This is a genomic window from Streptomyces sp. GL_140, assembly GCF_057834465.1.
The window spans coordinates 2792760-2815201 of sequence record NZ_CM174404.1 but is presented as its reverse complement, the minus strand read 5'-3'; the positions used below and the strand labels follow the sequence as shown (position 1 = coordinate 2815201).

Here is a 22442-nt window from a genome sequence, read left to right as displayed (position 1 = left end):
AGGAGGTGTCCCTCCGATCAGGCCGCGAGCCCGGCTGGCGTGCAGGACGCGCCTCTACGTGCAGGACGCCTCCCTACGGTCAGACGCGCGGGGGAGCGCCGGTCCGGGCCGGGTCGGCCGCCGGCTCCAGGGTGCGGGCCGTGCGCAGGGCCGTCTCGCGCGCCCACCGGCCGCTGGTCAGGATGCCGACGACCAGGACGAGCAGCCCGCAGGCCGTGATGATCCACCAGGCCGGCTCCGCCGCCGCCAGGAAGTCGACTGCGGACGCGGGGCCGGAGGCGGCCCCGCGGTCGGAGGCGGAGCCCGCCAGGCCGGCGGCCAGCACCGCGCCCACGACGGCCACGCCCAGGGTCCCGCCGGTCTGCCGGCTGGTGGAGGCCACCGCCGCGGCCACGCCCGCCTGCGCGCGGGGCATCCCGGAGACGGCGGTGTTGGTGATCGGGGCGTTGACCATGCCGAATCCGAGCCCGAAGAGCACGTACCCGAGGAACAGCAGCGGCGTCGAGCTCTCGGCGGAGAAGGCGGCGAACAGCAGCCCGCTCGCGGCCATGGTCACCCCGGCGACCACCAGCGGCAGCCGCGGCCCCCGGGTCCCGACCAGCCGCCCCGACACGGGTGCGCAGAGGAAGGCGAGCGCCGCCATCGGCAGCATGTACAGACCGGCGTGCAGGGCGTCGAGACCCCGTACCTCCTGGAGGTAGAGGGTGTTCAGGAACAGGAACCCGGACAGCGCGGCGAAGGCGCTGATCGCGATCACCGTGGCCCCGCTGAACGGGGCGCTGCGGAAGAACCGCGGGTCGATCAGGGGCTCCGCCCGCCGGGGCTCGTAGATCAGCAGCCCGGCCAGGGAGGCCACGGCGAGGGCCCCGCAGCCCAGGATCAGCGGGGAGTGCCAGCCGGCGGCGGGGGCTTCGATGATCCCGTAGGTGACCGAGCCGAGGAGCCCCATGACCAGCAGCTGTCCGACCGGATCGGCGCGGCGGGGGTGCTCGGCCCGCGACTCGGGGATGTGGCGCAGGGTCAGCGCGAGGGCGAGGAGTCCGACGGGGAGGTTGATCCAGAAGATGGACCGCCAGCCCACGGTGTCCACGAGCAGGCCGCCGATCAGCGGGCCCGCGGCCATGGAGATGCCCACGACCGCACCCCAGACGCCGATGGCGCGGGCCCGTTCGCGCGGGTCGGTGAAGGTGTTGGTGATGATCGACATGGCGACGGGGTTGAGCATCGAGCCGCCGATCGCCTGGAGCATCCGGAAGGCGATCAGCCAGCCCAGGCTCGGCGCGAGCGAGCAGAGCACCGACCCGGCGGTGAAGAGCACGAGCCCGACGGTGAACACCTTGCGGCGCCCGATCCGGTCCGCCGTGGATCCGGCCAGCATCAGCAGCGAGGCCAGGACCAGCGTGTACGCGTCGATCGTCCACTGCATGCCGGCCACGGTGGCGCCCAGCTCGCGGCGCATGGAGGGGAGGGCCACGTTCAGGACGGTGTTGTCGAGGCTGACGATGAGCAGGCTCATGCAGCAGATCGCCAGGACGAGCAGGCGTCTCCTGGGGCTCAAGTCGCGCATGATGCCGATAGTACGCCTAACTAAAGAAATATGAGGACCGGCGCGTCTGCGCGACAATGGGGGGATGACCACGCTCCCCCCGCCTCTCGCGATCGGCCCGCACACCGTGCAGCCCCCGGTGGTGCTCGCGCCGATGGCCGGCATCACCAATGCCCCGTTCCGTACCCTGTGCCGCGAGTTCTCGGGCGGCAAGGGGCTGTTCGTGAGCGAGATGATCACGACCCGGGCCCTGGTCGAGCGCAACGAGAAGACCATGCAGCTGATCCACTTCGACGAGACCGAGAAGCCTCGCTCGATCCAGCTGTACGGAGTCGACCCCGCGACGGTCGGCAAGGCGGTCCGCATGATCGTCGAAGAGGACCGCGCCGACCACATCGACCTCAACTTCGGCTGCCCGGTCCCCAAGGTCACCCGCAAGGGTGGCGGCTCGGCCCTCCCGTACAAGCGCAACCTGCTGCGCGCGATCCTGCGCGAGGCCGTCGCCGGCGCCGGCGACCTCCCCGTCACGATGAAGATGCGCAAGGGCATCAACGACGAGCACCTCACCTATCTCGACGCCGGCCGGATCGCCGTCGAGGAGGGCATCACCGCCATAGCCCTGCACGGCCGCACCACCGCCCAGCACTACGGCGGCACGGCCGACTGGGAGGCCATCGCGCGCCTCAAGGAGCACGTTCCGGAGATCCCGGTGCTCGGCAACGGCGACATCTGGTGCGCCGAGGACGCGCTGCGCATGGTCCGCGAGACCGGCTGCGACGGCGTGGTCGTGGGACGCGGCTGCCTGGGGCGGCCGTGGCTCTTCAACGACCTGGTCGCGGCCTTCGAGGGGCGTCCCGAGGACTTCCACAAGCCCACGCTGCGGGAGGTCGGGCAGACCATGCTCCGCCATGCCCAGTTGCTGGGGGAGTGGATCGGCGACGAGGCGCGCGGGGTGATCGACTTCCGTAAGCACGTGGCCTGGTACACCAAGGGCTTCTCGGTGGGCTCGGAGATGCGGCAGAAGCTCGCGGTCACCTCCTCCCTGGCCGAACTGGACGCTCATCTGAGCGAGCTCGACCTGGACCAGCCGTGGCCCGAGAGTGCGGACGGTCCGCGCGGCCGAACGTCCGGAAACAACCGGGTTGTCCTGCCCGAGGGCTGGTTGAAGGATCCGTACGACTGCGCGGGCGTGAGCGAGGAAGCCGAACTGGACACGTCCGGAGGCTGAGAAAGCGCTGGCAAAACATGCCGGAGGCGGCGTGACATACGCCACGCATGGGTGAGGTTTCGCTCAGATGAGCGCGTAAGTCACGGGTAAGACTTTCAAAGGGTGGCACTGGGTGCCACCCTTTGTGCGTTCAAGTATTGAACGCAAATGTATCGATGATCGCTCATCCGAGCGTGAGCAGGCCTCAGTGAGCCCCTCACCCTTCGGGACATGAAGACTCTTCGTATGTTCTGGCTACTCGCCAGTTACATTCGATCTGGTGGCGCGCGGGTGGTTACGGCCACATGACGGCCAAGTGGACGTACCCATAAGCCTTCGATCTGGGTATGTTCCTGGCCGTCAGGGCAGCCACCGAGCCTCGAGGAGTCGAGACCCGTGTCGGAAAACAAAGATCAGAAGTTCGTCTACGACTTCACCGAGGGCAACCGCGACCTCAAGGACCTTCTCGGTGGCAAGGGTGCCAACCTCGCCGAGATGACCAACCTGGGTCTGCCGGTCCCTCCCGGCTTCACCATCACCACCGAGGCCTGCAAGGTCTACCTCGAAAGCGGCGAGGCCCCGGCCGCGCTGCGCGACGAGGTCGGCGCGCACCTCGCCGCCCTCGAGGCGAAGATGGGCAAGAAGCTCGGCCAGTCGGACGACCCGCTGCTGGTCTCCGTGCGCTCCGGCGCCAAGTTCTCGATGCCCGGCATGATGGACACCGTCCTCAACATCGGCCTCTCCGATGCGTCCGTGACCGGCCTCGCCTCCCAGGCCGGTGACGCGCGCTTCGCGTGGGACTCGTACCGCCGCCTCATCCAGATGTTCGGCAAGACCGTCCTCGGCGTGGAGGGCGAGCTCTTCGAGGACGCCCTCGACGAGGCCAAGGCCGCCAAGAAGGTCACGGTCGACACCGACCTCGACGCCGCCGACCTCAAGAAGCTGGTCACCCGCTTCAAGAAGATCGTCGCGAAGGAGGCCGGCCGCGAGTTCCCGCAGGACGCCCGCGAGCAGATGGACCTCGCCGTCGAGGCGGTCTTCAACTCCTGGAACACCGACCGCGCCAAGCTCTACCGCCGCCAGGAGCGCATCCCGAGCGACCTGGGCACCGCCGTCAACATCTGTTCCATGGTCTTCGGCAACCTCGGTCCCGACTCGGGCACCGGCGTCGCCTTCACCCGCGACCCGGCCAGCGGCCACGCGGGCGTCTACGGCGACTACCTCCAGAACGCCCAGGGCGAGGACGTGGTCGCGGGCATCCGCAACACCGTCCCGCTGGCGGACCTGGAGGCCATCGACAAGGCCTCGTACGACCAGCTCATGACGATCATGACGAAGCTGGAGACCCACTACAAGGATCTCTGCGACATCGAGTTCACCATCGAGCGCGGCCAGCTGTGGATGCTCCAGACCCGTGTCGGCAAGCGCACCGCCGGTGCCGCCTTCCGCATCGCGACGCAGCTCGTGGACCAGGGCCTGATCACCGAGGCCGAGGCGCTCCAGCGCGTCAACGGCGCGCAGCTGGCCCAGCTGATGTTCCCGCGCTTCGACGAGGAGTCCAAGACGCAGCTGCTCGGCCGCGGCATCGCCGCATCCCCGGGTGCGGCCGTCGGCAAGGCCGTCTTCGACTCGTACACGGCCGTCAAGTGGTCCCGTTCCGGCGAGAAGGTCATCCTGATCCGCCGCGAGACCAACCCGGACGACCTGGACGGCATGATCGCCGCCGAGGGCATCCTGACCTCGCGCGGCGGCAAGACCTCGCACGCCGCCGTCGTCGCCCGCGGCATGGGCAAGACCTGCGTCTGCGGCGCCGAGGACCTCGAAGTCGACACCAAGCGCCGCCGCATGACGGTCGGCGGGCACGTCATCGAAGAGGGCGACGTCGTCTCCGTCGACGGCTCCACCGGCAAGGTGTACCTGGGTGAGGTACCCGTCGTGCCGTCCCCGGTCGTCGAGTACTTCGAGGGCCGCATGCACGCCGGAGCGGACGACGCCGACGAGCTCGTCGGCGCCGTGCACCGGATCATGGCCTACGCGGACCGCGTCCGCCGGCTGCGCGTGCGCGCCAACGCCGACAACGCCGAGGACGCGCTGCGCGCCCGCCGCTTCGGTGCCCAGGGCATCGGCCTGTGCCGCACCGAGCACATGTTCCTGGGCGAGCGCCGCGAGATGGTCGAGCGCCTGATCCTCGCGGACACCGACAAGGAGCGCGAGGAGGCACTGAGTGCCCTCCTGCCGCTCCAGAAGAAGGACTTCGTCGAACTGTTCGAGGCGATGGACGGACTGCCCGTCACCGTCCGCCTCCTCGACCCGCCGCTGCACGAGTTCCTGCCCGACATCACCGAGCTGTCGGTCCGCGTCGCCCTCGCCGAGTCCCGCAAGGACCACAACGAGAACGACCTGCGCCTGCTCCAGGCCGTGCACAAGCTGCACGAGCAGAACCCGATGCTGGGTCTGCGCGGCGTCCGCCTCGGTCTGGTCATCCCCGGCCTGTTCGCCATGCAGGTCAGGGCCATCGCCGAGGCCGCCGCCGAGCGCAAGAACGCCAAGGGCGACCCGCGCGCAGAGATCATGGTCCCGCTGGTGGGCACGGTCCAGGAGCTGGAGATCGTCCGCGAGGAGGCCGACCGGGTCATTGCCGAGGTGGAGGCCGCCACCGGCACCAACCTGAAGCTGACCATCGGCACGATGATCGAGCTGCCGCGCGCCGCGCTGACGGCCGGGCAGATCGCCGAGGCCGCGCAGTTCTTCTCCTTCGGTACGAACGACCTGACCCAGACGGTGTGGGGCTTCTCCCGCGACGACGTCGAGGCCAGCTTCTTCACCGCGTACCTGGAGAAGGGCATCTTCGGGGTCTCCCCCTTCGAGACCATCGACCGCGACGGTGTCGGCTCGCTGGTCCGCAGCGCGGTCGAGGCCGGCCGGGCCACCCGCCCCGACCTCAAGCTCGGCGTCTGCGGAGAGCACGGCGGCGACCCCGAGTCCGTCCACTTCTTCCACGAGGTCGGTCTGGACTACGTCTCCTGCTCGCCGTTCCGGATCCCGGTGGCGCGCCTGGAGGCCGGCCGCGCCGCCGCCGAGGCGAAGGGCAGCGACAGCCGCTGACCGACCCCCTGGCCCCGTGACGGGGCCCGCTTGGACTGCGCCTGCCCCCGGGTTCCCTGACACCCGGCGGCAGGCGCGCCTATTTCCCGGGTGTTCTCCGCTGTTCCCGACTGATCCCGGCTCTTCCGGTCGATGCCCGCCGTTCCGGGCCGTTCCGGGCCGATCCCGGCGGGTCAATATTGGTTCAATGTTGTTCCACACGTTCTTAACGGCAGCAGGCGGTGGACGGATCCCCACCCGTCCACCGCCTGCCGCCAATCCGCCGGACACGTCGGCGCTTCCCGGTGCGACCGACCGCCAGGCCCCGCAAAGCCCCCCACGGCCTTCGCGGAGCGTTTCGGTCGCGCCGGAGTGTGCCCGGCGGAGTACAGGATTTCGGTTGTCACGCCCCCGCCGAAAGGGGTTTCAACTGTGGCTGAAAGGCCATGGTGACCACGTGTGACGGCGTGCATACTCATGGGGCGGGGGGATTGCGGTTGCACAGGTGGGGGTTCGGTGCTGCGTATCCATTTCACTGGAGTGGACCTCGCTCGCGTAAGGATGGCAGGTCGTCCCGATGCGTTGTGGGAAACGATTCTGAGTTTTCACCGTTTAAGGGACCGGCGAGATACCCGGCTCTTCGGTGAATGGCGTACGGAAACCCGGAGCAGGTTGAATGGTGAAACACGACTGCTGGGTGCGCTGATACCCAGCCGCGGCTATTTCCCCGATTTCCTGACTCCGGTGGAGGGTCAGTACGGATGGGACGTGGGCCTCGACGCCCTGCGCGGGATCCGTCCCGAGCGGATGCGCCGGGAGCTCGCCATCCTCGGCCGCGGCACGGGAACCGGCTCCGGCATGGCCGCCGCCTTCGGGATGCCCGCGGCGGTGAAGGGCCAGGGCGCGGGCGGCGGGACGTGCCGTGCCCCGGGGACCGACATGGGTACGGGGACGGGCGCCGACGCCCCCGTCCCGCGGCGGCTGCGGGACTTCATGGAGGATGCCACCGCGCACCTGCCCCGGTTGCTGGGCGAGCTGCGCGGCTACCACCGGGCGGCCGTGGAGCCCTACTGGACCCACATCCAGGCCCAGATCGAAGCCGAGCGGGCCGCACGCGGCCGGGCGCTGCTCGACGGCGGAGCGGACGAGCTGCTCGCCTCGCTGCCGCCCATGCTGCGCTGGCGGGCGCCGGTGCTGGAGTGCGACTACCCCGTGGACCGCGACGTACGGCTACGGGGGCGCGGGCTGCTGCTCCAGCCGTCCTTCTTCTGCCGGCGCACGGCGGTGACCCTGCACGACCCGGAGCTGCCGCCGGTGCTGGTCTACCCGGCCGCGGCGCAGCTGGCTTCGGCCCAGCCAGGCGGGGAGGCGGCCCGTCCGGCGGAGGAGCAGCGCCGGTACCGCCAGCGCACCCTCGGCAAGCTCGTCGGGCACACCCGCTCGGTGGTCCTGCAGGCCATCGGCGACGGGGCCACCACGAGCGAGCTCGCCCGCCGCGCCGGGGTCTCGCTGGCCTCCGCGAGCCAGCACGCCGGGGTGATGCGGGAGGCGGGTCTGGTGACCACACTGCGCCGGGGCAACGCCGTCCTGCACACGGTCACCCCGCTCGGGGCCGCGCTGCTCAAGGGGGCGTGAGCGCCCGATAGGACAGATGATCGAACACACGCTCCGGTTATCGAATTCATGTGCGTTGAATTTCGAGCATCGGGGCGTGCTTTTCGCCGCCGTCTGGCCTGATGTGACCTGTAGCGGGACTTTCTCCCCTGGGTGGGCTTCGCCCTGGGGGAGGATGGTGGAGCAATGAACCACTTTGCCGCCGACGCCGACATCTCCGGGCGCGCCGACCTCGACGTCGTGCTGCGCCGCTTCTACACGGCCGCCTTCGCCGACCCGGGGATCGGACCGTTCTTCACCGAGCTCGCCGGCACCGACCTCGACGTGCACCTGCCCCGGATCACCGACTTCTGGGAGCGGGCCCTGTTCCGCAGCGCCGACTACCGGCGCAACGCCTTCGCCCCGCACGCCGCCCTGCACTCGGCCCGCGAGCTGACCGCCGAGGACTTCGGCCGCTGGGTGCAGCTGTGGCGCGCCACGATCGACGGACTGCACCGCGGTCCGAACGCGGAGCGGGCCAAGGCGATGGGCGAACGGATCGCGCTGACCATGCTCAAGCGGCTGAGCGGCACGAAGGACCCCTTGCAGAGCCCGGACGGGCTCGGCTTCATCCCGCTGGCCGCCCTGGAGCTGGGCCTGACCCACGCCTGACCCACGCCGCCCCGACTGACCTGCGCTTTCAGGTCATCAGAAAAAGTTCGCGGGGGAGCGATGAGTTTCCTCCGGCGCCCCGGTCTACCTCTCGAAAGCAACGCAAGCGCACCGAGAGAAGAGAGACCACGATGTCCTCCACCATGATCTTCGTCAACCTGCCGGTCAAGGACCTCGAGGCCACCAAGACCTTCTGGAGCAAGCTCGGCTACTCCTTCAACGCCCAGTTCACCGACGAGAACTGCGCCTCGATGCCCATCACCGACTCCATCGTGGCCATGTTCCTGACCGAGGCCCGGTACAAGGACTTCACCCACAAGGCCATCGCGGACGCGACCACGACCTCCGAGGTGCTGCTGTGTCTGAGCGCCGAGAGCCGCGACGCGGTCGACGAACTCGTCGACGGGGCCCTGGCGGCCGGGGCCACCGAGCCCCGTCCGGCCCAGGACCACGGAGTCATGTACGGCCGCGCCTTCGACGACGTCGACGGGCACACCTGGGAGATCATGTGGATGGACCCCTCGATGATCCAGGCCTGACCCTCAAGCCGAGGTGGCGGCGGTCCGCACCGGGTAGGTCCGGACCGCGACCTCCTCGTCGTCCAGGCAGCGCCCCGACTCCAGGTCGAAGCGCTGCTTGAGCAGCGGGGAGGCCACGAAGGCCCGGCCGGCCGCCGAGCCGATCAGCCCGCGCGAGAGTACGTACGCCCCGGTGAAGGGGTCCCGGTTGCCGATCGCGTACGGGCGCCCCTTGCGGTCGACGAACACCGCGGCCTGGCTCCCGTCGGGCAGCAGGGCCGCGACCCCGCGCCCGGGTACCAGGGAGGACAGCTCGCACACCGTCAGCCAGCCTTCGTCCACCTGCAGTTCGACGGTCATCGGGTGCCTCCTACGGGCTCCAGGGTGAGGATCGCCAGGTCGGGCTTGACCTGGTCGCGCTCGGGGACGAACTTCACGGTCGGGTCGGGGGCGCCGGGCGCGTTGACGAAGGACACGAACCGGCGCAGCCGCTCCGGGTCCTCCAGCGTCTCGGCCCACTCGTCGCGGTAGTGCGCCACGTGGTCCGCCATCAGCGACTCCAGCTCCGCGCACAGCCCCAGCGAGTCCTTGACGATCACGTCCCGCAGGTGGTCCAGGCCGCCCTCCAGCCGGTCCAGCCAGGTGGAGGTGCGCTCCAGGCGGTCGGCGGTGCGGATGTAGAACATCAGGAACCGGTCGATGAGCCGGACCAGTTCGGCGTCCGAGAGGTCCTGGGCCAGCAGATCGGCGTGGCGCGGGGTGGCCCCGCCGTTGCCGCCCACGTAGAGGTTCCAGCCGCTCGCCGTGGCGATGACCCCGAAGTCCTTGCTCTGTGCCTCCGCGCACTCGCGGGCGCAGCCGGAGACCGCCGACTTCAGCTTGTGCGGGGCGCGCAGCCCCCGGTAGCGCAGCTCCAGGTCGATGGCCATGCGCACGGAGTCCTGGACCCCGTAGCGGCACCAGGTCTGGCCCACGCAGGACTTCACGGTCCGCAGGGCCTTCCCGTACGCGTGCCCGGACTCGAATCCGGCGTCGACGAGCCGGGCCCAGATGCGGGGGAGCTGGTCCACGCTGGCGCCGAAGAGGTCGATGCGCTGACCGCCGGTGATCTTCGTGTAGAGGCCGAAGTCGCGGGCCACCTCGCCGATCACGATGAGCTTGTCCGGGGTGATCTCGCCGCCGGGGATGCGCGGGACGACCGAGTACGAGCCGTTGCGCTGCATGTTCGCGAGGAAGTGGTCGTTGGTGTCCTGGAGGGCGGCCTGCTCGCGGTCCAGTACGTAGCCGCTGGCGCCCAGGGTCGGCGCGAGCGAGGCGATGATCGAGCCGAAGGCCGGCTTGCAGACCTCGCAGCCCTCGCCGCCGCGGGCCCCTTCGCGGCCGTGGCTGTCGAGGAGCTGCTCGTACGAGGTCACGCGCAGGGTCCGGACGATCTCGTAGAGCTCGGCACGGGTGAAGGGGAAGCACCCGCACAGCCCCTTGTCGGCGGCGGCCGGCAGCAGCTGGCCGATCACCTTGAGGCAGCTGCCGCAGCCGGTGCCCGCCTTGGTGCACTTCTTCACCTCGGGCAGGGTGGTGTGCTCGGTGATGGCCTTCTTGGTGACGTTGTGGCAGGAGCAGATCACCGCGTGGTCGGGGAGCGAGGCCGGGCCGAGCGCCACGGGCGCGCCCACCCCGGCGGGCAGCACCAGCTGCTCGGGGGTGACCGGCGGCACGGAGCCGGTGAGCGGGCGCAGCAGGCCGTAGGAATCGGCGTCGCCGACCAGGACCCCGCCGAGCAGGACGCCTTCGGAGGAGACGACCACCTTCTTGTAGACGCCGGAGCGGGAGTCGGAGTAGACGACGTCGAGGCTGCCTTCGGTGGTGCCGTGGGCGTCGCCGAAGGAGGCCACGTCCACGCCGAGCAGCTTGAGCTTGGTGGAGAGGTCGGCCCCGGTGAACTGCTTCTCCCGGCCCAGCAGGTCCTCGGCGGCCGTCTCGGCCATCTCGTAGCCGGGGGCGACCAGTCCGTAGACGCGGCCGTCGGCGGCCAGTGCGCACTCGCCGATGGCGTAGATCCGCGGGTCGGAGGTGCGGCAGTGGGCGTCGACCGCGATGCCGCCGCGCTCGCCGACGCCCAGGCCCGAGTCGCGGGCGAGCTGGTCGCGGGGGCGGACGCCCGCGGAGAAGACGACCAGGTCGGTGGGGACCGTGGATCCGTCGGACAGCTTCATGCCGCTGACCGAACCGTCCTCGCCCGTCACCACCTCCTGGGTGCCGACGCCCGTGTGGACGGTGAGCCCCATGTTCTCGATGGTGCGCAGCAGCGCCGCGCCGCCGCCCTCGTCGACCTGTACGGGCATCAGGCGGGGCGCGAACTCCACGACCCGGGTGGCCAGTCCGAGCCCCTTGAGCGCGCCGGCGGCCTCCAGCCCGAGCAGGCCGCCGCCGACGACGGCGCCGGTGGTGCGGGTCTTGGCGTACTCCTCGATGGCGAGGAGGTCCTCGATGGTGCGGTAGACGAAGCAGCCCAGGGCGTCCTTGCCGGGGACGGGCGGTACGAACGGGTAGCTGCCGGTCGCGAGCACGAGCACGTCGTACGGGAACACCTGCCCCGAGCGGGAGGTGACGGTGCGGGCCTCCCGGTCGATGGTCTCGGCGGGGTCGTCGAGGTGCAGGGTGATCCCGTGCTCCGCCATGAACCCGGCCGGAGTCATCGACAGGTCTTCCGGGGTGCTGCCGGAGAAGTACGAGGTCAGGTGCACCCGGTCGTAGGCGGGCCGGGGCTCCTCACAGAGCACGGTGATCCGGTGCGTGGCGGTGGCGCCCCGCTCGGCGAGTGCCTCCAGGTAGCGCTGGCCGACCATGCCGTGGCCGATGAGCACGATGGCGGGGGTGGGCGTGGGCGTGGCTGCGGCCATGATCAGGAGCCTCCGTCGTCGGTGAGCAGGTGGAACAGGTCGGTCGGGCCGTGCTCGTCGGTGAGAGCGGCGCTCTCCTCCCAGCTGCGGGCGAGGGCGCCCACGCTGGAGAGTTCGCCGAGCAGGACCCCGCCGACGAGGCGGTCGCCGCGGACGACGACCTTGCGGTAGGTGCGGCGGGTGGCGTCGGTGAGCCGGACCACGTCGTCGCCGGGCAGCGGGGTGGTCTCGCCGAAGGCGGCGAGGTCGAGGGGGTGGTCGCCGCCGGCGGTGAGGGTGAGGCGGGTCAGGGCGCGGGTCCCGGTGTATCCGGAGGCGGCGGTGGCGGCGGGGATGCCCCGGCCGGTGCCGAGGAGGACGCCCACCAGGGCGTCGGCCTGCTCCAGGGCGGGGCCGGCGAGGCCGTAGACCCGGCCCGCGTGCTCGGCGCAGTCGCCGATGGCGTGGATGCGGGGGTCGCTGGTGCGGAGCTCGTCGTCGACGAGGATGCCCTTGCCGACGTCGAGGCCGGAGGCCTGGGCGAGTCCCGTGCGGGGGCGGACCCCGCAGGCGAGGACGACGAGGTCGGTGTCCAGGCGGTAGCCGTCGGCGAGCTCGACGCCGGTGACGTGGCGGAGCCCCGGGAGCGGAGCCTCGGAGGTGGTCGACAGGCCGCGCACTCGGCACTCCGTGTGGATTTCCACGCCCAGGCCTGCCAGATGAGTGCGCAGCAGCGCAGAGGCTTCCGCGTCGAGCTGGCGCTCCATCAGGCGTTCGCCCTGCTGGGCCAGGACCACCTGGGCGCCGCGTTCGGCCAGGGCGCGGGCCGCCGAGACGCCGAGGAGGCCGCCGCCGATCACCACCGCGCGCACGCCGGGACGTACGGCCTCGGAAAGGGCAAGGCAGTCGTCCATGGTGCGGAACGCGTGGACCCCCCGGGGGAGTTCCCGCCCTTCCGGTTCGAACAGGCCGCGCAGGGCGGGGAGCACCGGGTTGGAGCCCGTGGCCAGGACCAGGGTGGAGTAGGGCTCGACCGTTCCGTCGTCGCAGTGCACCAGCTGTTCCGCCCGGTCGATCCGTACCGCCCGCACCCCCCGGCGCAGCGCCGGGCCGGGGGCGGGGAGCGTGATCACGTCCGGTGCGTACCGGCCCGCCAGGACCTCCGCGAGCAGGACCCGGTTGTAGGGGGAGTGGGTCTCCTCCCCGAGGACGGTCACTCCCGCGCCGAGCCGGGCCGCGACCCGCAGGCCCGCGAGCCCGCCGCCGATCACCACCACGCGCTGCTGTTCCGAGGTCATGACACGAGCGTGCGCGGCCGCTGTTTCCCCGCCGCATCGCCGTTGTTACCCGCACGGAACGCCGACCTCAGCGTCCGGGTTAAGGGCCCGTGAGGCGTTCCTCAAGGCGGCCTTAAGGATCACCGGGAGGGCCGGAGAGCCGCCCGGACCGCCCTTAGCGTGGCCCGTATGCGAGATGCGGCGGTACGGGTCAAGGGCGGGATGCTTGGTGGGGCGGGGGTCGTGAGCCTGCTGTGGGCCGCCCAGGTGCACCCCTCGGCCCGGCTCGACGCCCTCTTCGCGACCGCCGCCCACCTGTCCGGTCTGCTCGCCGGGTACGGGGTCCTCGTGCTGCTCTTCCTGATGGCCCGGGTCCCCGCCGTCGAGCACGGGGTCGGCGCCGACCGGCTCGCCCGCTGGCACGCGCTGGGCGGCCGCCACGTCCTCCTGCTCTGCTTCGGGCACGGGCTCCTCGCCCTGTGCGGATACACCGTCCACGAGGGGATCGACGTCCTCTCCGCAGTCCGGGGCCTGCTCGGCTACCCGGCCCTGACCGCCGCGGCGGCCGGCACCGCCATGCTGGCCGCCGTCGGCATCACTTCAGCCCGGTCCGTACGCCGCCGGGTCCCGCACGAAACCTGGCGCGGGGTGCATCTGCTGGTCTACCTCGCCGCCGCGCTGGCCTTCGGGCACCAGCTCGCCGGGCCCGACCTGCGCCCCGTCGCCTGGTTCTGGGCCCTCGCGCACGCCGTCGTCGCCGTTCTGCTCGTCTGGTACCGCGCCGTGGTCCCCGTACGCCAGGCGCTGCGGCACGCGCTGCGCGTCGCCGAGGTCCGCGTCGAGGGGCCCGGGGTGGTCTCCGTCGTGGTCCAGGGGGAGCACCTCTCGGAACTGCGCGCCGAGCCGGGGCAGTTCCTGCGCTGGCGGTTCCTCCAGCGCCGGCTGTGGCACACCGCGCTGCCGTTCTCGCTGTCGGCGCCGGTCCGCGGGGACACCCTGCGCATCACCGTGAAGGCCCTCGGCGGCCACTCCCGCCGGATCCGCAGGCTGCGCCCCGGCACCCGGGTCATCGCCACCGGCCCCTTCGGGGCGCTGACCGCCGCCCGGCGGACCCGGCCCAAGGTGCTGCTGATCGCCGGCGGGGTCGGGATCACCCCGATGCGGGCCCTGTTCGAGACGCTGCCCGGCGGGCCCGGGGACATCACCCTGCTCTACCGGGCCGGGGCCGAGGAGCAGCTGGTCCTGCGCTCCGAGCTGGAGGCCATCGCCGCCGGACGCGGGGCGGGGCTGCACTACCTGCTGGGGCGTTCGGACGACGCCTACGATCCGCTGGCTCCGCGGGCGTTGCTCGGGCTGGTGCCGGATCTGGTGGAGCACGACGTGTACCTGTGCGGGCCGCCGGGGATGGCGGACGCCACGCAGTCGGCGCTGCTGCGGGCCGGGGTGCCGGCCGGGCGGATCCACTCGGAGTGCTTCAGCTTCTGATCCCGATCCGATTCCCCGCTTCCGAGAGGTCGCCGCACCATGCGTCACCCGCTGCACGTCGCCCTGACCGTGTCCGTTTCCGCTGCGCGGGGCTTGTCCCCTACCCGCCCTTCGCCCATCCCCCAGACTCCGTCCGGGGGGACCCCCAGCCGGGGCTCCGCCCCGGACCCCGGTCCTCGAACGCCGGACGGGCTGACGGTGCCCCGCCACCGCAGGCCGCGTACCTCCCCGGCGCACGTCGTGCGGGCCGCGCTGGGCTCCGTACCGCCCGCGCGGCGGCTGGTGGCCGGGCTCGGGCTGGCCAGCGTGCTGGCCGCGAGCGTGCTGACGGTGGTGGTGGACCCGGCGGCTCCGGTGGCCCCGGATCGGGTGCCTTCCGGCCGAAGCTCAACCTTTGCGCAAGTTTCCCGGGATTGATGGCTGCTACAGCCAATGGCTCCGTAGGGTCGGGCCGTGCCTGACATATCGACAACCATGATCATCACCCTGTGCGTGGCCGCCGCGGCGGCCGGCTGGATCGACGCCGTCGTGGGCGGAGGCGGCCTGCTGCTCCTGCCCGCCCTGCTGCTCGGCCTTCCGAACGCCCACCCCGCCACCGTCCTCGGCACCAACAAGGCCGTGGCCATCGTCGGTACCTCGGGCGCGGCCGTCACCTACCTGCGCAACACCAAGGTGGACGTGAAACTGGCTGTCCGCATCGGGCTGGCCGCCCTCATCGGCTCGATGGGCGGAGCCGCCCTGGCCGGCGGGATCAGCAAGGACGCCATGCGCCCGCTGATCATGGCCGTGCTGGTGGTGGTCGCGGGCTTCGTCGTCTTCCGGCCCGCCTTCGGCACCGCCCCCGGCGCCACCCCGGTCAGCCGCCAACGCGTGCTGCTGGCCATCGCCCTGGCCGGTCTGGGCATCGGGTTCTACGACGGCCTCATCGGCCCCGGCACGGGCACCTTCCTCGTGCTGGCCCTGACCGCCCTGCTCCACCTCGACCTGGTCACCGCCTCCGCCACCGCGAAGATCGTCAACGTGTGCACCAACGCCGGGGCGCTCGCCATGTTCGCCTACCAGGGCATGGTCCTGTGGCAGCTGGCCGCGCTGATGGCCGTCTTCAACCTCGCCGGCGGCATGCTCGGCGCCCGGATGGCGCTGAAGAAGGGGAGCGGGTTCGTCCGAGGGGTCCTCCTGACGGTGGTCGGGGCCCTGGTCATCAAGCTGGGCCTCGAACAGTGGGGCTGACCTGGGGCGTAAGGTTCGTGGCGTGCCACGCCTCGAAATATCAGACCTGATCACCGTCACCGACCCGCACAGTCTCGCCCGGTTGCCGGTGCGCCGGGGCGACGTGGTCCGCAGGCTCACGGAATGCGGTGACCAGCGAGGGGCCCGACTCGTCGCGGAACTGCCGGCCGGCCCCGACGACGTACTCGATCCCCTTGCCGTGGACCGCCTGCTGATCGGCGCCCGGACGGGGACGCAGCGGCTGAGCGAGGAACTGCGCCTCGACGAAGAACTGGCACGGATACTCGGCCCGGTCTTCGAAACCATCCGCGAGCTGGCCGGACGTCGAGGCCGCTTCCGCCTCGTCGACATCGGCTGCGGGCTCGGCCACCTCGTCCGCCGGCTCGCCGCCACCGGCGCCCTGGGATCCGGGGTGGAACTCATCGGGGTCGACCTCGACGCCGCGATGGTCGCCGAGGCCGACCGGCTGGCCCGCTCCGAGGGGCTCGACTGCCGGTTCGTCCACGGCAACGCCTTCGACCTCCCGGAGGTGGCCACCGTCTACGTCTCCACCGGAGTGCTGCGCCACTACCGCGGCCCCGAACTCACGGAGTTCTTCCAGGCCCAGGCCGACTCGCCGGCCCTCGCCTTCTGCCACTACGACATCGCCGCCACCCGGCTTGCCCCCGTCGGCTCCTGGATGCACCACCGGGCCCGCACGCGCGATCCGCTCGCCCGCCACGACGGGTTCGTCTCCGCCCTGCGCGCCCACTCCGACGAGACGCTGCTGCGCGCCGCCACCATCCCTGGCATCCGGCCCCTGGTCCACGCACCCCGCCGGCCCGCCAATCCCTTCCGCACCGTCATGCGCCCGGTCATCGGCATCCGGCCGGAGCTGGAGGCCCCGCTGCGCGAGGCCCTGGGGCCGTCCGCCCGGCGGCTGGTGGGAGCGGAGCGGTTCGGCGCGGGCGGCGACGCGGGTCAGTAGGTGCCGGTGAGGTGGGCGAAGACGACCACGTTGCCCTGGTAGCCGGTGCGCGGCGAGAAGCCGCCGCCGCAGGTGATGACGCGGAGCTCGGCGCGCGGCGAAGGCCCGTAGACGCGGGCGTCGGGAAAGGCCTTGGAGTCGTAGACCTCCACCGCGTGGACGGTGAACACGGCCGTACGCCCATCGGTGCGGGCCACTTCGATCAGGGCCCCGCGGCGCAGCGCGCCGAGGTGGTAGAAGACCGCCGGTCCGGTGGCGTTGTCCACGTGTCCCGCGACGACCGCGGTGCCCGTGGCGCCCGGGGTGGTGCCGTCGCGGTACCAGCCGGCCAGGTCCCGGCGGGCGGGCGGCGGCACTTCGAGGCTGCCGTCGGACTGCAGGCCGAGCCCCATGAGCGGGGCGTCCACCCGGATGGACGGGATCCGGATCCGGGTGGGCGGGGAGCCGGGGAGCGGGGAGATGGATCCGGGGTACTGCGCCTGGGCGCTCAGCGCCTCGCCGGGGGAGGGCAGCGGGGGCCGGACCTGTTCGCCGGAGCCGCTGCTGATGAGCCAGACGCCGATGCAGGCGGCGAGTGCGACGAGCCCGCCGCGGTGGGCTCGGCCTGCTTCCATACGGCCCCCTTGCCGTTGGCGCTTCGGTGACTGTCCGTCGCCCGGCCCCGCGTACGGGGGGGACCTCGCGGGGCCGGGCGACGGGAGGCGGTACCGGTCGGACCGCGGCCGGGGCCGCGGTGGGCGTCCGTCAGCTCTGCGTGCCGCTCGCCCGGCGACGCAGGAGCCAGATACCGCCGACGGCGGTGGTGGCCAGCACTGCCACTCCCGCCGTGATCTTGGCGGGGTCGGTGGTGGTGGTCGTGCCACCGCCCACCCCGGTACGGACGTGGCCCTGCGGGCCGCGGTCGTGTTCGGTGACGGTCAGGTCGCCGGTGGCGAACTTGCCGTTCGCGCAGGTGGCGCCGATGCCGTAGGTGCCCGGGTGGACCGAGTGGCCGACCTGGAACTGTCCCACGACCACCTCCTTGTGGGTCCCCGGGGCCAGCTTGAAGCGGCCGCCGCCGACGGTGGAGGCATCGCCCTCGGCATGGCTGTCGGGGCCGCAGGCACGGGTGTTCACCGTGACGGTGGTGCCGGGCGGGGCGGACTTGGGCCACACCTCCAGGGGGGCGAAGTCACCGGGCGCGAAGGCCGCCATCCCCAGGTCCGCGGCGGCGACCGCGCCCGCCACCGGCCCGGCGAACGCGAGAGCGGTCAGCGCGGTGGCGGTGAGCACGTGGGCGGTGCGTCGGCGCATGGTGGGTCTCCTGGTGGACACGGGGTCGTGTTACCGAGGTAACCGGCGGTGGCGACCGGGCGCCTGCTGATGTCCTGTCAGATTCGCCGCCGGTCGTCCTGAGCGGAGTCGTTTGCGCAGCTCAGCGCCTGCGAGGCGGCCATCCGTGTGCCCCCACCCCGTCCGGGTGACCGCGCCCTGCCCGGGGCGCCCCCGGCGGATCCCTACGCCGGGGGCAGGGTGATCGTGGCCGAGGCGCCCGCGGGTGCGGCGTTCGCGAGGGTGACCCGGGCTCCGATGACCTGGGCCTGGCCCAGGGCGATGGTCAGGCCGAGCCCCGTGCCCTGGCCGCGTTCGGCCGTGCCCGTCTGGAACCGCTGGGGCCCGTCGCGCAGCAGGTGCTCGGGGAAGCCCGGCCCCCGGTCGAGGACCGTCACCGTGTTCCCCGCCACCGTCACGATGATCGTCGCCCCGCCGTGCCTGTGGGCATTGACCAGCAGGTTCGTCAGGATCCGTTCCAGCCTGCGCACGTCCGTGCGCACGTCGCTCCCGCCGTCCGCGCCCCGTACCGTCGCCGCCACCCCCGAACGCCGGGTGATCGACTCCACCAGTGGCCCCAGCGGGTGGACGTCGAGCTGGGCCTCCTCGCGGTCCGCGTCCAGCCGGGCCACCTCCAGGAGGTCCTCCGTCAGCGTCCGCAGCGCCGCGACCCGGTCGCGCACCAGCTCGGTGGGCCGGCCCGAGGGCAGCAGTTCGGCGGCCGTGTGCAATCCGGTCAGGGGGGTCCGCAGCTCGTGCGCCACGTCCGCGGTGAACCGCTGCTCGGCCACCAGCCGCCGCTGCAGGCTCGCCGCCATCGTGTCCACGGCCGAGGACAGCGCCGCGACTTCGTTGCGGGTTCCGGGCACCCCCGAAGGCCCGATCCGGGCGTCCAGTTCGCCCGCGCTGATCCGCCGGGCCGTCTCCGCCGCCGACCGCAGGTCCTTGCTCAGCCGACTCGCGAGCAGCGATCCGCCGAACGCGGCCAGGGTGACGACCACCGCTCCGGAGGCGACCAACTGCTGGTCGAGATCGCGCAGTTCCTCCTGGTCGGAGGCGAGCGACTGGCGTACGGAGAGCACTTGGTCGCCGCCGACCGGCCGGGCGGCCCAGACGGCCGGGCGGGGGCCGTCCAGGTCGAGGTAGGTGGTGCGCTCCCCGGCGAGGGCCGCCCTGCGCAGCGGCTCGGGGAGGTTGGGGCAGTCGATCCGGGCGTCGGCCTCGCCGACCTTGTCGAAGTCCAGCTGGCCGGTGAGCTCGTAGACCTGCCGTACGCGCACCAGTTGCGCGGTGGCGCTCTGCCGGGCGGCCTCGGCGACCTGGCGGACGCGGGCCTCGTGGATCAGGACGCCGATGGTGACGGCGACGAGCGAGCAGCCGACGGCGAGCAGCACGGAGATCTTCCAGCGCAGGCCGAGGGCGCGCACGAGCAGGCGGCAGCGGAGCAGGGCCGACTTCACCGCGGGCCACTGCCCTTCCCGGAGGTGGGCGCCGGCTGCGCCGCGCACTCCTCGGCGCCGGAGATGGCGTTGCCGAAGCGCTTCTCGTCGCTGACCACGACCATCCGCACCCCGTCCCAGTGGTAGCGGACGGCGTGCGCGGAACCGTCGTCGTCCGCGGTGCGCACCAGCAGGTCGGTGCCCACGGTCTCGGGGCTCAGCCGGCGCCCGCTGGTGCGCAGGATCGGCAGGATCTTCCCGTCGACCGCGGTGTACACGGCGAGCATCGAGCGGCCGGTCTCGGTGTCCCCGGCGACGATCAGCTCGTCCTTCCCGTCACCGGTGACGTCCTTGTACCGGGCGGGCCGGAGCCCCGGACGGCCCGGGGACGGGATGTCCGTGCTCCTGGCGAACTGCCTCATCTGCCGGTCCGCGTACAGGACGGCCCGTACGTCGACCTTCTCGATGCCCTGCGGACCCACCGGGGGTGCACCGTCGAGGGGTGAGGGCGGAGGGACCTGGCTGGATACGGCCGCCCCGCCCGCCGCCGGCGATTCCTCGGTCCACATCGGCCACAGCGGCTTCGCCTGCGGCTGGGCCGAGACCGGCGGCGCGGGCTCGCTGCGGCCGAGTCCGCCCGGTGCGGCGCAGCCGCCGAGACCGACGCAGAGCAGGGCCGCGGCGAGGAGGCTGCGGCGGGTCAGTCGAGACATGGGGGGCCAGAACCGTGAGGTGGTGGGGAGGGGGGACACTGACGGTGAACGGCGTCGGTCACGGGCGTCGGGCGACGTGGTGGACTGTCCAGTGTGAGTCGAGGGAGGGCTGTATGGCATCGGTCGATCGGCCGGAGGACCGGGGCGAAAGTACGAGACCGGCACCGGTACCCGTACCCGTGACGGAACGGGAGGAGCTTCCCTTCTTCGTCTACGGGACCCTGCGGCCCGGCGAGGTCAACCACGACCTCTTCCTGCGCGGCCGCACGGCCGCCGAGGAGCCCGCCCGCCTTCCGGACGCGGCACTGTACGAGGGCCCCGGCTACCCCTACGCCGTCGACCGGCCGGGCTCCGCCATAGCCGGGGAGCTGATCACCCCGGTCCCGGGGGCGTACGGGGAACTCCTTGCCGCGCTGGACCTGCTGGAGGAGTACGAGGGCCCGGGAAGCCCCGCCAACATCTACGACCGCTCCGCCCGCGAGGCCCTGCGCCCCGACGGCACCGCCGTCCGCGCCTGGGTCTACCTGGCGGCCCCGCCCCTGGCCCGCCGCCTGGCGGACTCGGGCACCGAGATCCCCGGCGGCGACTGGCTGCGCCGCGGCTAGAGCGGGGGCTCTACAGGCCTTCCGCGCCCCGGTTGCGCAGGCGCTGGCCGTACTGCTGGAGGACCCAGAGCTCTTCCTGGACCGCCGCCAGCTGCTCCGGGGAGCCCTGGTGGCCCAGGCGGGCCATCGTGCCCTGGATCTCGTGCACCCGGCGGTCGACGGCGCGCAGCCGGACCTGGACCAGCTGGACCCCGGCGTAGATCTCGTCGACCGTCTTCGCGTGGATGGCTTCGACCACGAGCTCGGTGACGAGCGCGCGGACGGTGTCGTTCGGAGCGGCTTCCCGGACCCGGGTCAGATAGTCCTCGGTGCCCAGGGAGGCTCCGCCGGCGTCCTGGATGGCCTGGCGGACGGCCGCGTAGGGCGGTGCGGTGAATTCGTCCATCCCGTACGCGTCGAAGGCGGGGGAGACCAGGGCCGGGCGCTGGAGCGCCAGCTTGAGCAGCTCCCGCTCGGTGCGGGCGGCCGGGCTGCGCAGGTTCAGAGCGGGGCCCGCGGGTGCGGCGGCGGGCGCGGGGATGTCCTCGTACCCGTGGCCGGACTTGCCGCCCCGGCCCTTCTGGGGCTGGTTGCCGCGCTCCCGGGCCCAGCGGTCGAGCTGGGCGATCCGCTTCACGACGAACTGCTCGTCCCGCATGCCCAGCATGCCCGCCAGCTGGACCGCCGACTCGTGCTGGATCCCGACGTTCTTGATCTTCTTGATGATCGGGGCGGCCTCGTCCAGCGCGGCCGACCGACCCGCCGGGTTCTCCAGGTTGTGCCGGGCCACGATGTGCTTGAGCGCGAACTCGAACAGCGGGGTCCGGGCCTCGACCAGCGCGGCCACGGCCGCGTCGCCCTGCGCCAGGCGCAGGTCGCAGGGGTCCATGCCGCCCGGGGCGATGGTGATGGAGGTCTCGGCGGCGAACTTCTGGTCGTCCTCGAAGGCGCGCAGCGCGGCCTTCTGCCCGGCCGCGTCCCCGTCGAAGGTGAAGATCACCTCGGCGGTCGCGTTGTCCATCAGCAGGCGGCGCAGGATCTTGATGTGGTCCCCGCCGAAGGCGGTGCCGCAGGTGGCGATCGCGGTGGTGACCCCGGCCATGTGGCAGGCCATCACGTCGGTGTAGCCCTCGACGACGACGGCCCGGGAGGTCTTCGCGATCTCCTTCTTGGCCAGGTCGATGCCGTAGAGCACCTGGGACTTCTTGTAGATCAAGGTCTCGGGGGTGTTCAGGTACTTGGGGCCGTTGTCGTCGTCGCGCAGCTTGCGCGCGCCGAAGCCGACCACCTCGCCGCTGATGTCGCGGATGGGCCACATCAGGCGGCCGCGGAAGCGGTCGATGGGCTTTCCGCTGCGGCTGTCCTGGGCCAGGCCCGAGGTGATCAGTTCCTTGTCGCTGAAGCCCTTGCCACGCAGGAAGCGGGTCAGGTGGTCCCAGCCCGCCGGGCTGTAGCCCACGCTGAAGTGCGCGGCCGCGGCCTGGTCGAAGCCGCGCTCGGCCAGGAACTTGCGGCCGATCTCCGCCTCGGCGCTGCCCAGCTGCTCCATGTAGAAGAGGGCGGCGGCCTTGTGCGCCTCGACCAGCCGGATGCGCTCCCCGCGGCCGCTGGTGCCGGCGGTGTAGCCGCCCTCTTCGTACCGCAGGGTGATGCCGGCCAGTCCGGCCAGGCGCTCGACCGCCTCCGAGAAGGAGAGGTGGTCGATCTTCATGACGAAGTCGAGGGTGTCCCCGCCCGCCTGGCAGCCGAAGCAGTGGTAGAAGCCCTTGCTGGGGCTGACCTGGAAGGACGGGGACTTCTCGTCGTGGAACGGGCAGAGGCCCTTGAGGTTGCCGCCGCCCGCGTTGCGCAGCTGGAGGTACTCCGAGACCACGGCGTCGATAGGGACCGCGTCCCGTACCGCCTTCACGTCGTCGTCGTTGATCCGTCCTGCCACG

The 22442-nt window shown here is 72.0% G+C and carries 18 protein-coding genes; 9 read left to right on the top strand and 9 right to left on the bottom strand.

Annotation, left to right across the window (positions count from 1 at the left end; translation table 11 throughout):
* Positions 1-79 precede the first annotated feature (79 nt).
* Positions 80-1567, bottom strand: a complete 1488-nt coding sequence (locus AC3IYJ_RS13160) for an MFS transporter (protein WP_489401489.1) — start codon at positions 1565-1567, stop codon at positions 80-82.
* A gap of 64 nt (positions 1568-1631) precedes the next feature.
* On the opposite strand from AC3IYJ_RS13160, the gene dusB reads away from it, so the two are divergent.
* From dusB to AC3IYJ_RS13135, 5 genes are all read left to right on the top strand, one after another.
* Entirely contained in the window at positions 1632-2774 is a 1143-nt protein-coding gene (gene dusB, locus AC3IYJ_RS13155) for a tRNA dihydrouridine synthase DusB (RefSeq protein ID WP_489401488.1), read from the top strand.
* 375 nt (positions 2775-3149) lie between these two features.
* Positions 3150-5858 (top strand): pyruvate, phosphate dikinase, encoded by a 2709-nt coding sequence (gene ppdK, locus AC3IYJ_RS13150; protein WP_489401487.1) that lies wholly within the window; start codon positions 3150-3152, stop codon positions 5856-5858.
* A gap of 495 nt (positions 5859-6353) precedes the next feature.
* Positions 6354-7472 carry an ArsR/SmtB family transcription factor gene (locus AC3IYJ_RS13145; protein WP_489401486.1) on the top strand — a complete coding sequence of 373 codons (1119 nt, stop codon included), beginning with the start codon at positions 6354-6356 and terminating at the stop codon, positions 7470-7472.
* A 165-nt stretch (positions 7473-7637) separates the two neighbouring features.
* Positions 7638-8102: a group III truncated hemoglobin gene (locus AC3IYJ_RS13140; protein WP_489401485.1), complete on the top strand. Its 465-nt coding sequence runs from the start codon at positions 7638-7640 to the stop codon at positions 8100-8102.
* A 131-nt stretch (positions 8103-8233) separates the two neighbouring features.
* On the top strand, positions 8234-8641 hold the full coding sequence (locus AC3IYJ_RS13135; RefSeq protein ID WP_489401484.1) for a VOC family protein: 408 nt from the start codon (positions 8234-8236) through the stop codon (positions 8639-8641).
* Positions 8642-8644: 3 nt separating this feature from the next.
* On the opposite strand, the gene nirD is transcribed toward AC3IYJ_RS13135, so the two are convergent.
* The 3 genes from nirD to AC3IYJ_RS13120 are packed head-to-tail and all read right to left on the bottom strand — an operon-like array spanning position 8645 to position 12797.
* A complete protein-coding gene (nirD, locus tag AC3IYJ_RS13130; protein WP_489401483.1) occupies positions 8645-8980 on the bottom strand; it encodes a nitrite reductase small subunit NirD in 336 nt (111 codons plus the stop codon).
* The gene (gene nirB, locus AC3IYJ_RS13125) at positions 8977-11520 is read right to left on the bottom strand and encodes a nitrite reductase large subunit NirB (protein WP_489401482.1); all 2544 of its coding nucleotides are present in this window, start codon (positions 11518-11520) and stop codon (positions 8977-8979) included. Before nirB ends, nirD begins: the two co-directional genes overlap by 4 nt.
* 2 nt (positions 11521-11522) lie before the next feature.
* On the bottom strand, positions 11523-12797 hold the full coding sequence (locus AC3IYJ_RS13120; RefSeq protein WP_489401481.1) for an NAD(P)/FAD-dependent oxidoreductase: 1275 nt from the start codon (positions 12795-12797) through the stop codon (positions 11523-11525).
* A gap of 168 nt (positions 12798-12965) precedes the next feature.
* On the opposite strand from AC3IYJ_RS13120, the gene AC3IYJ_RS13115 reads away from it, so the two are divergent.
* The 3 genes from AC3IYJ_RS13115 to AC3IYJ_RS13105 all read left to right on the top strand — a co-directional run bounded on the left by AC3IYJ_RS13115 (position 12966) and on the right by AC3IYJ_RS13105 (position 16458).
* Positions 12966-14261 carry a ferredoxin reductase family protein gene (locus tag AC3IYJ_RS13115; RefSeq protein ID WP_489401480.1) on the top strand — a complete coding sequence of 432 codons (1296 nt, stop codon included), beginning with the start codon at positions 12966-12968 and terminating at the stop codon, positions 14259-14261.
* A 453-nt stretch (positions 14262-14714) separates the two neighbouring features.
* Positions 14715-15491 (top strand): sulfite exporter TauE/SafE family protein, encoded by a 777-nt coding sequence (locus AC3IYJ_RS13110; protein WP_489401479.1) that lies wholly within the window; start codon positions 14715-14717, stop codon positions 15489-15491.
* A 22-nt stretch (positions 15492-15513) separates the two neighbouring features.
* Positions 15514-16458: a class I SAM-dependent methyltransferase gene (locus tag AC3IYJ_RS13105; protein WP_489401478.1), complete on the top strand. Its 945-nt coding sequence runs from the start codon at positions 15514-15516 to the stop codon at positions 16456-16458.
* Here AC3IYJ_RS13105 and AC3IYJ_RS13100 read toward each other — a convergent pair.
* From AC3IYJ_RS13100 to AC3IYJ_RS13085, 4 genes are all read right to left on the bottom strand, one after another.
* Positions 16452-17072: a class F sortase gene (locus tag AC3IYJ_RS13100; protein ID WP_489401477.1), complete on the bottom strand. Its 621-nt coding sequence runs from the start codon at positions 17070-17072 to the stop codon at positions 16452-16454. The genes AC3IYJ_RS13105 and AC3IYJ_RS13100 overlap by 7 nt on opposite strands.
* 130 nt (positions 17073-17202) lie before the next feature.
* A complete protein-coding gene (locus tag AC3IYJ_RS13095) occupies positions 17203-17751 on the bottom strand; it encodes a GVDTG sorting domain-containing protein (RefSeq protein WP_489401476.1) in 549 nt (182 codons plus the stop codon).
* A 203-nt stretch (positions 17752-17954) separates the two neighbouring features.
* The gene (locus tag AC3IYJ_RS13090) at positions 17955-19229 is read right to left on the bottom strand and encodes an ATP-binding protein (protein WP_489401475.1); all 1275 of its coding nucleotides are present in this window, start codon (positions 19227-19229) and stop codon (positions 17955-17957) included.
* Positions 19226-19921, bottom strand: coding sequence for a hypothetical protein (locus tag AC3IYJ_RS13085; protein ID WP_489401474.1), 696 nt, complete (start codon positions 19919-19921; stop codon positions 19226-19228). Before AC3IYJ_RS13085 ends, AC3IYJ_RS13090 begins: the two co-directional genes overlap by 4 nt.
* Positions 19922-20100: 179 nt before the next feature.
* Between AC3IYJ_RS13085 and AC3IYJ_RS13080 the strand changes: the two genes are divergently transcribed.
* Positions 20101-20526, top strand: coding sequence for a gamma-glutamylcyclotransferase family protein (locus tag AC3IYJ_RS13080; protein WP_489401473.1), 426 nt, complete (start codon positions 20101-20103; stop codon positions 20524-20526).
* A 10-nt stretch (positions 20527-20536) separates the two neighbouring features.
* On the opposite strand, the gene dnaG is transcribed toward AC3IYJ_RS13080, so the two are convergent.
* A complete protein-coding gene (gene dnaG / locus AC3IYJ_RS13075) occupies positions 20537-22441 on the bottom strand; it encodes a DNA primase (protein ID WP_489401472.1) in 1905 nt (634 codons plus the stop codon).
* Position 22442: the final 1 nt, after the last annotated feature.

Coding starts and splice junctions, on each gene's coding strand:
- AC3IYJ_RS13160 (WP_489401489.1), bottom strand. CDS start 1,567: ATGCGCGACTTGAGCCCCAGGAGACGCCTGCTCGTCCTGGCGATCTGC.
- dusB (WP_489401488.1), top strand. CDS start 1,632: ATGACCACGCTCCCCCCGCCTCTCGCGATCGGCCCGCACACCGTGCAG.
- AC3IYJ_RS13140 (WP_489401485.1), top strand. CDS start 7,638: ATGAACCACTTTGCCGCCGACGCCGACATCTCCGGGCGCGCCGACCTC.
- AC3IYJ_RS13135 (WP_489401484.1), top strand. CDS start 8,234: ATGTCCTCCACCATGATCTTCGTCAACCTGCCGGTCAAGGACCTCGAG.
- nirD (WP_489401483.1), bottom strand. CDS start 8,980: ATGACCGTCGAACTGCAGGTGGACGAAGGCTGGCTGACGGTGTGCGAG.
- nirB (WP_489401482.1), bottom strand. CDS start 11,520: ATGGCCGCAGCCACGCCCACGCCCACCCCCGCCATCGTGCTCATCGGC.
- AC3IYJ_RS13120 (WP_489401481.1), bottom strand. CDS start 12,797: ATGACCTCGGAACAGCAGCGCGTGGTGGTGATCGGCGGCGGGCTCGCG.
- AC3IYJ_RS13115 (WP_489401480.1), top strand. CDS start 12,966: ATGCGAGATGCGGCGGTACGGGTCAAGGGCGGGATGCTTGGTGGGGCG.
- AC3IYJ_RS13100 (WP_489401477.1), bottom strand. CDS start 17,072: ATGGAAGCAGGCCGAGCCCACCGCGGCGGGCTCGTCGCACTCGCCGCC.
- AC3IYJ_RS13095 (WP_489401476.1), bottom strand. CDS start 17,751: ATGCGCCGACGCACCGCCCACGTGCTCACCGCCACCGCGCTGACCGCT.
- AC3IYJ_RS13085 (WP_489401474.1), bottom strand. CDS start 19,921: ATGTCTCGACTGACCCGCCGCAGCCTCCTCGCCGCGGCCCTGCTCTGC.